Origin of the sequence: Arcicella gelida, assembly GCF_034931025.1 — a bacterium.
Classification (GTDB): domain Bacteria; phylum Bacteroidota; class Bacteroidia; order Cytophagales; family Spirosomataceae; genus Arcicella; species Arcicella gelida.
Genome location: NZ_JAYGIL010000023.1, coordinates 85,068 through 98,508, shown reverse-complemented (window position 1 = coordinate 98,508; position 13,441 = coordinate 85,068). Strand labels below are relative to the sequence as shown.

Annotated in this window: 8 protein-coding genes and 1 pseudogene; 5 read left to right on the top strand and 4 right to left on the bottom strand. The window is 35.5% G+C overall.

Annotation, left to right across the window (positions count from 1 at the left end; translation table 11 throughout):
- The 4 genes and pseudogenes from VB776_RS17220 to VB776_RS17205 all read left to right on the top strand — a co-directional run.
- Positions 1-112 (top strand): annotated as a pseudogene (locus VB776_RS17220) (IS1 family transposase); the annotation flags it as partial.
- Between the two features lie 200 nt (positions 113-312).
- Positions 313-1,392 carry a porin gene (locus VB776_RS17215; protein ID WP_323698111.1) on the top strand — a complete coding sequence of 360 codons (1,080 nt, stop codon included), beginning with the start codon at positions 313-315 and terminating at the stop codon, positions 1,390-1,392.
- A 93-nt stretch (positions 1,393-1,485) separates the two neighbouring features.
- Positions 1,486-2,598: a sensor protein KdpD gene (locus VB776_RS17210; RefSeq protein ID WP_323698110.1), complete on the top strand. Its 1,113-nt coding sequence runs from the start codon at positions 1,486-1,488 to the stop codon at positions 2,596-2,598.
- 124 nt (positions 2,599-2,722) lie between these two features.
- Positions 2,723-4,405 (top strand): sensor histidine kinase, encoded by a 1,683-nt coding sequence (locus VB776_RS17205; RefSeq protein WP_323698109.1) that lies wholly within the window; start codon positions 2,723-2,725, stop codon positions 4,403-4,405.
- A 355-nt stretch (positions 4,406-4,760) separates the two neighbouring features.
- On the opposite strand, the gene VB776_RS17200 is transcribed toward VB776_RS17205, so the two are convergent.
- On the bottom strand, positions 4,761-5,273 hold the full coding sequence (locus VB776_RS17200; protein ID WP_323698108.1) for a RidA family protein: 513 nt from the start codon (positions 5,271-5,273) through the stop codon (positions 4,761-4,763).
- A 287-nt stretch (positions 5,274-5,560) separates the two neighbouring features.
- On the opposite strand from VB776_RS17200, the gene VB776_RS17195 reads away from it, so the two are divergent.
- On the top strand, positions 5,561-7,093 hold the full coding sequence (locus tag VB776_RS17195) for a SulP family inorganic anion transporter (protein ID WP_323698107.1): 1,533 nt from the start codon (positions 5,561-5,563) through the stop codon (positions 7,091-7,093).
- Between the two features lie 49 nt (positions 7,094-7,142).
- On the opposite strand, the gene VB776_RS17190 is transcribed toward VB776_RS17195, so the two are convergent.
- The 3 genes from VB776_RS17190 to VB776_RS17180 all read right to left on the bottom strand — a co-directional run bounded on the left by VB776_RS17190 (position 7,143) and on the right by VB776_RS17180 (position 13,110).
- Positions 7,143-8,270: a TlpA disulfide reductase family protein gene (locus VB776_RS17190; RefSeq protein ID WP_323698106.1), complete on the bottom strand. Its 1,128-nt coding sequence runs from the start codon at positions 8,268-8,270 to the stop codon at positions 7,143-7,145.
- A gap of 81 nt (positions 8,271-8,351) precedes the next feature.
- On the bottom strand, positions 8,352-9,728 hold the full coding sequence (locus VB776_RS17185) for a RagB/SusD family nutrient uptake outer membrane protein (protein WP_323698105.1): 1,377 nt from the start codon (positions 9,726-9,728) through the stop codon (positions 8,352-8,354).
- A gap of 13 nt (positions 9,729-9,741) precedes the next feature.
- A complete protein-coding gene (locus VB776_RS17180; RefSeq protein ID WP_323698104.1) occupies positions 9,742-13,110 on the bottom strand; it encodes a SusC/RagA family TonB-linked outer membrane protein in 3,369 nt (1,122 codons plus the stop codon).
- Positions 13,111-13,441: the final 331 nt, after the last annotated feature.

The window sequence follows — 13,441 nt, the reverse complement described above, 5'->3', positions numbered from 1 at the left end:
TAGCCGATTAGTAAGACAAACATTGTCTTTTTCCAAGAAATTAGAAAATCATATAGGGGCTATAAAATACTTTATTTGCCACTATAACAAACAAAGAGCATTACTTGATTAACACTACCGAATAATTGAGTGAATTAGCGAATGAGTGATTTAGTGATTAATCTTTTGTAAATCAAATTATTAATCTCGTCAATTCTTCAGAGCTTTTACTCATGGCATGACTCCAAGTCATGCCATGAATAGCTTGAGTCTCAACTCTTAACCTGTTAAACTATGAGATATAGAACAATTCACAAAAACAATCTCATAATCATGAAAACAATTTATTTTACTTTGATTGCCTTGTTCGTTTTTCAAACAAGAATTTTTGCACAAACTGAAAGCAAACCAAGTATCACTTGGTCGGGTTACTTGGAAACGTATTATGTCTATGATTTCAACCGACCTACCAACCACGAGCGTCCGAGTTTTATGTATAATCATAACCGACATAATGAGTTTAATCTCAATCTTGGTTTTATCAAAGGCACTTATATTGCAGCAAACACACGGGCGAATTTGGCTTTGATGGCTGGTACTTATGCCCAGTACAATTTGGCAAGTGAACCTTCATTGTTGCAACACGTTTTTGAAGCAAACGTAGGAGTGAAACTTTCAAATAAACAAAATCTTTGGTTGGATGCTGGTATTATGCCCTCCCACATTGGTTTTGAAAGTGCCATCTCAAAAGATTGTTGGACGCTCACCAGAAGTATCTTAGCAGAAAATTCGCCTTATTATGAGTCTGGAGCGAAAATTACTTATATCAATGCAGACAATCGTTGGACGCTTTCGGCTTTGGCATTGAACGGTTGGCAGCGAATCAAACGACCTGATGGAAACCAAACGCTGGCTTTAGGAACGCAAGTTCAATTTAAACCAAATGAAAAAACAACGCTGAATTGGAGTACTTTTATCGGAAATGACAAACCAAGTAGTCAAAAACAAGAGCGTTATTTTTCAAATCTTTATGGTATTTTTCAACTGTCTTCAACCTTAGGCTTGATTGCGGGATTTGATTATGGTTTAGAACAAAAAGCAGTGGCTTCGTCGGAATATAATACTTGGTATAGTCCTGTGGCAATTTTAAAATATACCGCAAACACAAAATGGTCGGGAGCGGTGCGTTGGGAGTATTATCAAGATAAAAATGGGGTAATTATCGCCACTAACACACCAAATGGCTTTCAAACAACAGGTTATTCATTGAATATCGACTATAAAATTAGTGACCAAGTACTTTGGCGAGTGGAAGGCAAGTACTTAGAAAGTAAAGACGCAATTTTCAGCAAAGAAGGAAAAGCAGTGAACAATAATTTCTCACTAAATACTTCAATGGCGATTGCTATTTGAGGTGAAATCAACTCATTGCATGACTCTAAGTCATGCAATGAGCAAAAAGGAGTACACAAATAACCATTAACAGATTTCTGATAACAATTTTAAATGGAACATTCGGCTCAATATTTTTTAGATTTAATCAAAAGCTCCAAAAGAGGGAAGTTTAAAATTTACATTGGTATGAGTGCTGGTGTGGGCAAAACTTTTAGGATGTTGCAAGAAGCCCACACTTTGCTCAGAAATAATGTCAATATAAAAATTGCTTATATTGAAACCCACAATCGAGCCGAAACCCATGCTTTGTTGGAAGGTATTCCTGTGATTCCTCGCCGAAAACTTTTTTATAAAGGTAAAGAATTAGAAGAAATGGATGTGCAGGCTGTCATCAACCAACGTCCAGAAATTGCTATTGTCGATGAACTCGCTCATACTAATATTGAAGGCTCTAAAAATGAAAAGCGTTGGCAGGATGTCATGGAGATTTTGAATGCTGGTATCAATGTGATTTCTGCCGTCAATATTCAACATCTTGAAAGCCTGAACGATGAAGTAAAACAAATTACCAATGTAGAAGTAGCAGAAAGAGTACCCGATTGGGTTTTGCAACAAGCCGACGAAGTAGTAAACATTGATTTAACGGCTGACGAATTAATTACAAGGCTCAAAGAAGGGAAAATCTACGATTTGAGGAAAGTAGAAACTGCCTTGAATAATTTCTTTCAACCTGCTAAGTTATTGCAATTGAGAGAATTAGCTTTGAAAGAAGTAGCTCATCAAGTAGAAAGAAAAGTATTCAACGAAGTTGCCAGTAGTAAATTTACCCATGAACGATTTTTGGCTTGTATCAGTTCTAATGCCAATACTTCAAAAAATATCATTCGCAAAACGGCTCGATTGGCTTCGCATTATGATTCAAAATGGTTTGTATTGTACGTGCAAACGCCTTCGGAATCGGGAGATAAAATCAATTTAGCAACGCAAAGACATTTGATTAATAATTTGAAATTAGCCACCGAATTAGGAGCAGAAGTCATCAGAATACCAAGTGATTCGGTAGCAAGAAGTATTGTAGAAATCGCTGAAAAGTACGAAATCACGACAATTTGTATCGGAAAACCACATTTTAGTTTATTCAGAATTATCTTGGCAACGAATTTATTTAATCAATTACTAAAAAAACTATCGTCTTCGGATATTGATATTGTTATTTTAAGTTAAAGACGTTATCCGTTATTAGGATTTTTCAAAATAGAATTTAAGGCAATTAACAAATCCAAACGAATTATTTAATAAATATCGTGCTTGCCTAAAGCCTAAAGCTTATCGCTTAAAGCAAATTACCATGAAAATCAAAGCAAAACTTCAACTGGGATTATTCTTCCTTTTTTCTGTCATCGTCTTGTTGGGCGGTATGGGAACGTATTATCTGAATCAATTACAGGCAGATTCCAGTAAAATCTTGAAAGATAATATTGAGTCTTTGGAGTATGTGCAGGGTATGGAAGAAATACTCAATACTTGGTCGTCGGTTGATACTGCCAAGCATAAATCCTTTGAAGTTTTGTTGGATAAACAAGCCCACAACGTAACCGAAGTAGGCGAGCTTGAAGCTACGCAAAATCTACGAAAAGCCTATGTTGAATTTAAAAAAGATAGTTCAGAAACACACTTTACCAAACTAAATCAAGCTTTATTGAACATTGCCGATTTAAACCAACAAGGTATTGTCAGAAAAAATGATTTGGCATTTAAAACAGCAGAAAATGCCAGTAATTATTTGAAAATGGTTGCCATCATTTGTATGTTACTGACATTTACTTTTATTGTCAATTTCCCGTCTTACATTGCCAATCCCATTAAAGAATTGACCAAAGGTATTCAAGCAATTACCAATAAAAATTATGAACAACGACTACATTTTTCTTCGGAAGATGAATTTGGGGAATTGGCTTCTGCCTTTAATTCAATGGCGGAGAAACTCAACGAGTACGAACATTCAAATTTGGCAAAAATACTTTTTGAAAAAAGTAGAATTGAAGCCATCATCAACAATCTAAACGATGCCGTAATTGGTTTAGACGAAAAAAGTAAAATACTCTTCGTCAATATTGTAGCGATTAAAATGTTGAATGTGAAATTTGAAGATTTGATAGGGAAATACGCTCCAGACGTAGCTTTGTACAACGATTTACTGAGAACACTTTTGAATGAAAAAGACCAAAACAAAGAAATTAAAATCTATGCCGACGAACGTGAAAGCTATTTTACCAAAGAAACCTTAACGGTTGAAAGCAATCAGAAAATTTTAGGAAAAGTAATTTTATTGAAAAATATTACTCGTTTCCACGAATTAGATGAAGCCAAAACCAACTTTATCGCCACGATTTCGCATGAATTAAAAACACCCATTTCGGCGATAAAAATGAGTTTGAAATTATTAGAAAACGAAAAAGTTGGAAGCCTGAATCCTGAACAAAGCCAATTATTAGAAAATATTAAATCCGATAGTCAACGACTATTAAATATTACGGGCGAATTATTGGATTTAACCCAAGTAGAAAGTGGCAAAATCAGTTTGAATTTACAAGCCGTAGCACCGCAAAACATTATTGAATACGCAACTTCGGCAATACAGTTTCAGGCACAGCAACAAAATATCGAAATTGAAATTCAGCTTTCAGACAAACTTCCACAAGTACAAGCTGATGCAGAAAAGTCAGCATGGATTTTAGTGAATTTATTGACAAACGCCATTCGTTACAGCCCAGAAAACAGCAAAATTATCGTTTCAGCCATTCGTCAGAATGGAACGGTAGTATTTTCTGTACAAGATTTTGGCAAAGGAATCGCCCAAGAATATTTAGAAAAAATATTTGACAAATACTTCCAAACGCCTGATAGTCAGAAAGGAACAGGTTTGGGTTTAGCCATTGCTCGCCAATTTATAGAAGCTCAAAACGGACAAATTTGGGTAGAATCTGAAATTGGGAAAGGCAGTACTTTTTACTTTTCGTTGAAGGTTTAGGCTTTTGTTTACTATAAAAAAAGAACTTTTACTCTTTAAGTAATAATAGACCATATATTTTCTAGCATTTTAAAATTATGCTTTATTTAGCACTTTATTGAAAATAGTAATTGTAGCGGTAACTTTTATGGTTACCGTTTGACCGTTATAAGAAACGGTAACCGTAAAGGGTACCGCTACAGGTTGTACAGGCAAGAGTTTATACCGGATAATTTTTGAGAACTTTTTTAATGACTTGTTGACTTAATCTCTATATTCAAAACCGTTTTTCCTATTAGCTGGCGAATTAATTCGCCAGCTAATAGGAAAAACAAAAGTTTAATGATTATTTGTGTTAGCATCTAACTATTTTCAGCTACTCTATTTCTACAATCATTTCTACTTCAACCGCCATGTTGAAAGGCAAAGCATTAACCCCAAGTGCAGAACGTGCGTGTTTCCCTTTTTCTCCAAAAACCTGAATCATTAAATTAGAACAGCCATTGATTACTTTGGGATGCTCAAAAAACTCACTATCGCTATTCACGAAACCCAAAATTTTTACTATTCTTTTTACTTTGCTTAAATCTCCCAAAGTAGCTTTTAATACTGCTAATTGTTGAATTGCCGCTAATTCAGCCGCTTTTGCACCTTCTTCAATAGTTAAATCTTTTCCTAATTTCCCTTTGATATACTGTCCGTCTGCCTTTAAAGGACCTTTTCCAGAAAGAAATAAAAGGTTTCCAGTTCGTACTACATTTACATAACTAGCCACTGGTTGACTCACAGCGGGAAGTGTGATGCCTAATTTTGTTAATTGCTCTTCAGGCGTTTGAGCATGAACTTTAACAGAGAAAAATAACAAACAAAGTAAGAGAAGTTTTTTCATGATGAATAATTTTAGTAATGATGATGATTTTCGATTACTCAAATATTGTTTAAAAAAAGGAGTATTCAAATAGGAGCGAAGAGGCGAAAGCTTATTCACTTTGATTTTCAGCGTTCAGAAGGTACTTTTGTGTAAAATAATGGAAAAACTAGCTTATAAAGCTTCGTTTATTGCCTCATCTTGATGGAATTACAAGATGATTTTTCTCTCCAAACTTTCTTCAATTACTTGTATTTAGAAGATTTTCTTTCCTGAGGTAATATTTTAATAGAATCAATCTTAAAATAATGTTAAAGTCTATCAACTTATTTGATTTTAATCAAAAAGTCAATTATAAAACAGAAGTTCTAGCAGGACTTACAGTAGCCATGACGATGATTCCAGAATCGTTGTCATTTGCTATTTTAGCAGATTTCCCTCCTTTAATGGGACTTTACGCTGCCTTTATCATGGGTTTGGTTACGGCTATTTTTGGTGGAAGACCTGGTTTGATTTCTGGCGGAGCTGGAGCTACCGTTGTTGTATTAATCGACTTAATGAAATCGCACGGATTAGAGTATGTCTTTGCCGCAGTTGCCTTCGCTGGAGTATTTCAGATAATTGTGGGTTTGTTTAAACTTGGCAAATTTATTCGTTTAGTGCCACAACCAGTAATGTTTGGTTTTGTAAACGGTTTGGCAGTTATCATTTTTATGGCACAAATCGAGCAATTCAAAACTGTACTTAATGGTGAGACAATTTGGTTATCAGGTACTCCGCTTTATATCATGGCTGGTTTAGTAGCTTTGACGATTGCTATTGTGTTGATTTTCCCTAAGATAAGTAAAGCAATCCCAGCGTCCTTAATGGCAATTATTGTAGTCGGGATTTTGGTTTTTGTTCTTAAAATTGAAACTAAAACAGTAAAAGATATTGCTTCTGTTTCGGGAGGTTTTCCGCCTTTTCACGTTCCAAATATTCCTTTTACTTTTGAAACTTTTCAAATTATTTTTCCTTATGGTTTAATAATGGCTGGCGTAGGTTTAACCGAAGGATTATTGACGCTAAATGTCGTGGATGAACTTACACAAACAAAGGGAAATGGCAACAGAGAATCTTTAGCACAAGGTGCAGCCAATATTTTAAATGGCTTTTTCTTTGGCATGGGCGGTTGCCCAATGATTGCTCAAACTTTAGTAAATATTTCGGCGGGTTCACGAGCAAGGCTTTCTGGTATTATTGCGGCATTAACTATTCTGTCGGTTATTCTTTTTGCTTCGCCGTTGATTGAAAATTTACCGATGGCGGCACTTACTGGAGTAATGATTATGGTGGCGATTGGCACTTTTGAATGGATGAGTTTTAAAATCATCAATAAAATGCCTAAACAGGATATTATTGTCGGAATGCTGGTGGCTGGTATTACGATTTGGTTGCATAATTTAGCCTTAGCGGTACTTATGGGTGTAATTATTTCTGCTTTGGTTTTTGCTTGGGAAAGTGCTAAACGCATCCGAGCAAGAAAATATATAGACGATAAAGGCGTAAAGTATTATGAAATTTATGGACCACTTTTCTTTGCTTCAACAACTGCATTTACCGAGAAATTTGACATCGCAAACGACCCGAATGAAGTAGTTATTGACTTTGCAGAAAGTAGAATTGCCGATATGAGTGCCATTGAGGCAGTCAATAAAATTACTGAACGCTATGCACAACTCAATAAAACTGTTCGTTTAAAACACCTGAGCGAAGATTGTAGAAAACTATTAACCAGAGCTGATAAAGTAATTGATGTAAATATTCTGGAAGATCCAACTTATCGAGTGGCGGAAGATTAGAAGATTTTTTTGTGCAGGAATAACGTCCTGCACAAAAAATGACATTGCATCAATGAATTAATTCAGCTAGCTTTTTGTGAAGTTCTTCACTTCTGAGGTTTTTGGCAATGATTTTACCATTTTTATCTAATAAAAAATTCATCGGAACAGCACTTACAGCATACATTTTAGCAGCTTCGTTTTGCCATCCTTTCAAATCTGAAACGTGAATCCAAGTCAATTTATCAGCATTGATAGCTTTTAACCAGTTGTTCTTTTTATCGTCTAAAGATACTCCTACAATTTCAAAGTTTTTATCACGATACTCATTATACGCTTTTACAACATTTGGATTTTCTTTTCTGCATGGTCCACACCAGCTTGCCCAGAAATCAACCAAAACATATTTACCTTTAAGCGATGCCAATGTAAAAGCATTGCCAGTAGTATCTGCCATACTAAAAGCTGGAGCCATTCTTCCAACATCAACTTGAGCCGATTTGTCTAAAAATTCTTTTACACTTTTACCATAATATGAAGCTTGTGCATTTTTAGCTAAAAGATTATAATATTCCTTCGCTTTATCTTCAGAACCAGCTCTCATGAAATAGCTATTGATGATAAATGCACTAATCATAGAATTAGGGCGAGTGGTAATAAATTGTCTGCAAATACTATCAGCATAAGCTTCGCCAGCAACAAAAAGTGTATGAGCTTTTTGTCTGATTGCAACGCTATCTGGATTTTTCGTTTTTACCGTAGTACCATATAATTTATCTGACTGACTCATAATGGCAAAAGCACCGTCCATTTGCTTGCGGTGTATCATCCATTCGTTGTGCAAAGCCGAACCTTTTACTGTTCCTTTGCTGATAGAATCTTTGGTAGTTTGTACAGTAATAGCACCGCTTTGTACAAAAATATTTAAGCGTTCTTTTCTAGGATTTAGATACAAACCATAGATAGATGGATAGGCTAATTTACCTTTGAAAGCAAACTTTCCGTCGGCACTTACTAAAGAGTCAATGTCGAAACCTTTACCGTTGTAATGAGAAAAAAAGATTTTTTCATTTTTAACTCCTTCTATTTTTCCTGTAAGGCTAAATGATTCTTCTTTTGCTACCGGTGGCTTGGTTTGAGCCATAGCACCTGTGATTGACAAAGCCATTAAGCTTAATGCCATTGCTATTTTTTTCATAATCTTTACTTGTTTATTGTGAATGATTTTGAGTTCAAATTTTTATCAATAGGAATGAGACTTATCCCATTCCTATTTGATTTAATATCCTAAATTCTGTGTCAAATTTCTATTGGCAAGTCGTTGATTTTCAGGAATTGGATAAAGTACTGCGGTCGATTTCCAAGTTTTTGGTTTCAATCCACCCAAAACGGCGTCGGCTCTGTTGGTACGTTTTAAATCTAACCAACGGTGTCCCCATTCTCCGAAAAATTCAACTTTACGTTCTTTCTCAATCGCCAATAATAATTGTTCTTTGGTCAACGAACTTGATAAAGCTGGTAATCCTGCTCTTTTACGAATAATGTCTGCATCCGCTTTGGCTTCTGTCAATTTACCTTGTTGTGCTTCAGCTTCCGAACGAATCAAATACAATTCTGCAAAACGCAAAGCAACGCTGTACTCATTACCAGTGCCTGTTCTTACTTTGTATTTGCTGATGAAGTAATAATTGTTTGTTCCAATTTTGGTTACGCCCGTCCAATTGGTTTTTCTTAAATCTACTTCTTCAAAAGATTTGTACAAAGTATCATAAAGCGAATAAGCTGGAATGACACCTGTTGCTGCCAAGTAATTCCCACCAAAAATAGAAACCCCAGTTGTGTTGGCTACTTGCCAAATGATTTCATTACTTGTATTCACAAAAGCATCGGCTGGAGCGGGCAAAGTATAAGCTTGTGCCGTAATTACTTGGCTTGCTTGGCTTTCAGCATTTGCCCAATCTTTGTTGTACAAATAGGCACGTGCCAACAACGTAGTAGCGGCATGTTTGTTGACACGACCTTTGAAAGTACCTACATAAGTTGTAGGTAAATGTGCTTGTGCTTCTTTTAAATCAGTAATGATTTGAGCCCAAATTGACGTAGCGGGTGTTCTTGGCAAGCTTGCTTTAGCTTCATAGTCAGCATCTGGCGTTAATGACATTGGCACATCGCCAAATAGGTTCACCAAATAGAAGTACGATAAAGCTCTGATAAATTTTGCTTCGCCCAATAATTGTTCTTTCACTGTTGGCGTCAAAGTTTGTGATTTATTCAAACCTGAAATAGCATTATTTGCATTTTTGATTTGCTGATAAGAATACGTCCAAATCGTATTTTCTACCAAAGAATTAGTGGTACTCAAAGCATTATTTTCAAATTCATCATAAGATGTATTGGCAGCATTATACTGAATATCATCTGCCGACATGCCCGGAAAAAAAGTACTTCCCTGAACAAATTGACTCATGTTTGTTCCAGAATATAAACCTAAAATCGCACTTGAAGCCGTGGCATCAGCTTTGAAAACATCTTCAGAAACAACTTGTGTAGGAGGTGCACCTAATTCTACAAATGATTCACATGAAGAAAAAAGCGATAAGGAAGTGATGGCTGTCGCCCAAAATACTCCTTTGAATTTTTTATGGATATTTATCATGATATTTCCTTAATTAAAATGAGCAATTGATACCAAACATAATCGTTCTAAGTGGCGGTAAAACCTGTGCAATTGTACCTGTTCCTAAACCTGAAGGTCCTCCAGCAACAGTAGTTTCGGTATCCAAAATATATTTATTTTTAGACCATGTAAATAAGTTTTGTCCTTGTACATAAATTCTACAATTGGTCATTCCCAATACTTTTGAAATATTTTTAGGAACATTGTACGCAATACTTGCCGATCTCAATTTCAAATAAGAAGCATCACCCCAAAAGGCATCTGATGAACCAAAGAAGTTGTATGAATTATACAAAGCCGTACCCGCTGTAGTTGTTGCTGCTGGAATATTGGTAGCATCACCTTCTTGTTTCCAAATATTCAAATACGAAGTATTTTGGTTATTCAACGTTCCCGGTCTGTTGTTCAAAATATTAGTTTGTCCGAAACGATGATTGTATTGGAAGAAGAAATCTAATTGGAAGTTTTTGTAAGAAACGCTATTTCCTAAACCACCATAATAAGGTGTTCCGATTTTGGCTACATAGCGGTCATCGAAAGTAATTACGCCATCTTTATTGATGTCTTCGTATTGAGCTGCACCCGTTTTTGGGTCAACACCTAAATAGTGAAGTAATCTTGAAAAGTTAATCGGCTGACCAACAACATAAGATGAACTAGAGAAAGTATTTTCTAAACCCGGGAATTCAACTAATTTGTTTTTTGGCAAAGTAATGTTGAAGGTAGAAGTCCACTTCCAATCGCCAGCTGAAACATTAGTTGTGTTCAAATCAAATTCAAAACCACTATTTTCAATCAAAGCAGGTAAGTTTGATAAAATGGCGTTGTAACCTGTTTGTGTTGGCAAACGCAAGTACGCAATCTGATTATTTGAACGATTATTATAGTAATCGGCTGTTAAAAGGATTTTATCTTTCAAGAATCCTAATTCTAAGGCTACTTCAAATTTCTTAGTCGTTTCCCATTGAATATCAGCATTTGGTAAAGTAACAGGGTTCATCACAGGATTATTCAAATACGTTCCTGAAGTACTGTAAAGAGGCAAGTATAAGTAATTAGAAATCTGGTCGTTACCAGTAGTTCCATAACTTGTTCTTAATTTACCGAAACTCAATACGGGTAATTTCTTAGCGAAATCTTCTTCACTGAAAACCCACGCTGCACCAATTGCTCCAAAATTACCGAAGCGATTGTTTGGTCCAAAACGAGAAGAACCATCTCTACGGAAAGTAGCGTTAGCAAAATACTTCCCTTTCCAATCATAATTTACACGTCCGAAAAGTGCATTGTATTTATATTCTACAATGTTGTTGTAATTGATAGTAATTAAACCAGCCGCCGAAAGTGTATTTAACAAAGCTTCGCTACTGTAATTACTTCCTGTGATATAATATCCATTTGAAGTATTATGTTGCCAGCTTGCTCCAGCTACTGCTAATAATTTACCTTGACCAATTTCCTTTGTGTATTCTGCTGTTGGTTCAATAATATAGTTCTGAGCCTTATTATCCGCAAAAACCGAACTACTTGTTGGGTTTGAAACTGGATTTAATACTGAAGCAGGAGTAAGATTTTTTTGGTCTAAATCTGTAATAGTATAACCAAAGTTTGATTTGATATTAAAACCATAGAATACATTATATTTCACACTTGCGTTGGCAATTAAGTTAGAACTACTAGATAAATATGTTCTTCCTAAACTTGACAAAGGATTTGTAAAATTTGACGACCAGAACCATTTACCATTTGCATCATACAAAGGCAAGTTTGGCGGTAAATTATAAACCATACTTACATCCGTTTGTGGTAGATTGGTATTGTCTTTTGAATAACTTACGGCAAAAGCAACATTCAATTTTCTATTTTTTGAATTATGGTCTAAATTCAAACGACTCGTAAATCTTTTATTAGAGAAATCGCCTGGATAAATTGTTGTTTCAGTTCTATAACCTGCATTAAACAAGAAACGAGTATTGGCATCACCACCCGAAAGTGTTGTTTGAATATCACTGATTTTACCACTTCCACCCAATAAAAACTTTTGCCAGTCTGTTGTTTTGGTTTTATCCCAAACTAATAAATCTGGTGCATTATTAACTGTTGGCGTAATGCCATCATTTTTGAATGCCTGTGTTCTTAAATCATAATATTGGTCAGGATTCAACATTGGGATAAAACGATTTAATTCACTAAAGCCTGTTGACGCATTGACATCAAATTTCGTTTTGCCAGATTTCCCTCTTTTGGTCGTAATCAATACTACGCCATTCGCACCACGAGAACCATAAATTGAAGTAGCATCAGCATCTTTCAAAATATCAATACGTTCGATGTCGGCAGGGTTAATCATACTAAATGGACTCACGCCACCATTTGCACCAGAAGTACCAAAAGCATTCAAATTGTCTGTTGCTGGTGAACCTCCGTTGAAATTCGTAAATGGCACACCATCAATTACATACAAAGGAATTGTACCAGAAGAAAGTGAACCCTGACCACGAATTTGAATTTGTACTGCACTTCCCGGAAGACCGTTATTTTGGGCAATTTGTGCTCCAGGAATACGTCCAGGCAAAGCAGCCAATACATTGGCAATTGGTTGTTTCGAAATTTCAGCCGAAGTAATAGAACTTACAGAACCAGTATTGATTCTTTTTGATGAAGTTCCATAACCAATTACGACTACTTCATCCAAGGCTTTTTGAGAAGGCTTTAGTGATATTTTTAAATCCGTAGCGTTTCCAACTGTAATTGTATATGATTCAAAACCTACATAAGTAAACAAAAGAATGTATCCTTTTTTTGCCAAAATGCGGAATTTACCGTTTTCATCGGTGATTGTTCCAAATGGTGTACCTTTGGCAGTTACAGATACCCCTATTAAAGGTTCGCCCGTTTCGGCAGAGGTAACAATACCTGTAACGTCTTCCTTTACTGCTTCGCTAGAAGTACTCGTTACAGTACTTCCTTTTAGTAAATTCAATGGAGTATTGTTAGCAATACGAGAAAGAATAATCAAATGTTCATCTTTCACAGCATATTTTATGCCCATCGGTTTTAGCAATCCATCCAATAAAATTCCTAAAGATTCTTTAGAAGAAGTAACACTTACCGTTTGATTCAAATTGATTTGACTACTACTGTAAACAAACTTTATTTTGGCTTCTTTTTCCAAACGTGACAAAGCACTTTTGAGTGAAACGTTTTCAATTTTGATGGAAACACCTTGATTAAGAACACCTTGTGCAAAATTTACATGAGCGTTGATGATTCCAGTAAAAACCATAATTATGATGGCTTGATACATGGTAAACCGCATAATTCTTAGGGTTAAGTCTTTGATTCGATAATTTTCTATCATACCTTTGGTTGGGTTTTATTCTTTGTTGAAATGGAGGAATAAGACAATAGTTTCTCATCACCGTTTTCCAAACGGTGTTATGAAATGATTTAGCCAAGGCAGGAGTGCTGGGAACACTCTTGCCTTTTTTTATGATTTTTTTTCTGTCATTAAGGATTACATTTGAGGGTTTGTTGATTATTTAGTTTGGTTTTATTTTGTCGCTTTAGGCTTTGGGCGGTAAGCTTTAGGCATTGGATAATTGATAAATCTGTTTTTATAATTCACAAAAGGGTAAAATTAAAACTTACAGCGGTAACACATTACCGTTTCAAGTGAGGTAACCGCAAGG

Bases quoted from the DNA above. Each gene is read 5' to 3' on its own strand.
- VB776_RS17200 (WP_323698108.1), bottom strand. From the start codon at position 5,273: ATGAAAAAACTTCTCTTACTTTGTTTGTTATTTTTCTCTGTTAAAGTT.
- VB776_RS17190 (WP_323698106.1), bottom strand. From the start codon at position 8,270: ATGAAAAAAATAGCAATGGCATTAAGCTTAATGGCTTTGTCAATCACA.
- VB776_RS17215 (WP_323698111.1), top strand. From the start codon at position 313: ATGAAAACAATTTATTTTACTTTGATTGCCTTGTTCGTTTTTCAAACA.
- VB776_RS17210 (WP_323698110.1), top strand. From the start codon at position 1,486: ATGGAACATTCGGCTCAATATTTTTTAGATTTAATCAAAAGCTCCAAA.
- VB776_RS17180 (WP_323698104.1), bottom strand. From the start codon at position 13,110: ATGATAGAAAATTATCGAATCAAAGACTTAACCCTAAGAATTATGCGG.
- VB776_RS17195 (WP_323698107.1), top strand. From the start codon at position 5,561: ATGTTAAAGTCTATCAACTTATTTGATTTTAATCAAAAAGTCAATTAT.
- VB776_RS17185 (WP_323698105.1), bottom strand. From the start codon at position 9,728: ATGATAAATATCCATAAAAAATTCAAAGGAGTATTTTGGGCGACAGCC.
- VB776_RS17205 (WP_323698109.1), top strand. From the start codon at position 2,723: ATGAAAATCAAAGCAAAACTTCAACTGGGATTATTCTTCCTTTTTTCT.